Source organism: Pseudoalteromonas sp. T1lg23B (assembly GCF_002964665.1).
Lineage (GTDB): Bacteria > Pseudomonadota > Gammaproteobacteria > Enterobacterales > Alteromonadaceae > Pseudoalteromonas.
Genome location: NZ_PQBZ01000024.1, coordinates 1 through 419 on the forward strand (window position 1 = coordinate 1; position 419 = coordinate 419).

2 tRNA genes are annotated in these 419 nt (G+C 46.3%); both read left to right on the plus strand.

Annotated features, from left to right (window positions below):
- The first annotated feature begins 102 nt into the window (after nt 1–102).
- Nucleotides 103–178 (plus strand) — tRNA-Glu (locus C2M32_RS06625).
- 162 nt (nt 179–340) lie between these two features.
- Nucleotides 341–416: transfer RNA gene (locus C2M32_RS06630), tRNA-Glu, on the plus strand.
- Nucleotides 417–419 lie beyond the last annotated feature (3 nt).

A 419-nucleotide genomic window follows, 5' to 3' on the forward strand; every position in this document is an offset into this window, starting at 1 on the left:
TTACTTTTAAGTGATGTTTCTAAGCGCTCTCGAGTAGCACTTAGATAGATTAAACTCATATGGTGAGAGTTAAAATAACCAGTCCTAGTGACACTAATCAGTGTCCCCTTCGTCTAGAGGCCTAGGACACCGCCCTTTCACGGCGGTAACAGGGGTTCGAATCCCCTAGGGGACGCCACTTTACTTGGGTAAAGTAATAAAAGCTCGTATGGTGAGAGTTAAAATAACCAGTCCTAGTGACACAGAAAATTTTCTGTTTTAAATAAGGCCATTCGCCTCGCAGGCTCGGTCTCATCTAATGCAGAAATAGCAAATCAACGATTTGCAATACAATTTCTGCGTCCCCTTCGTCTAGAGGCCTAGGACACCGCCCTTTCACGGCGGTAACAGGGGTTCGAATCCCCTAGGGGACGCCACTT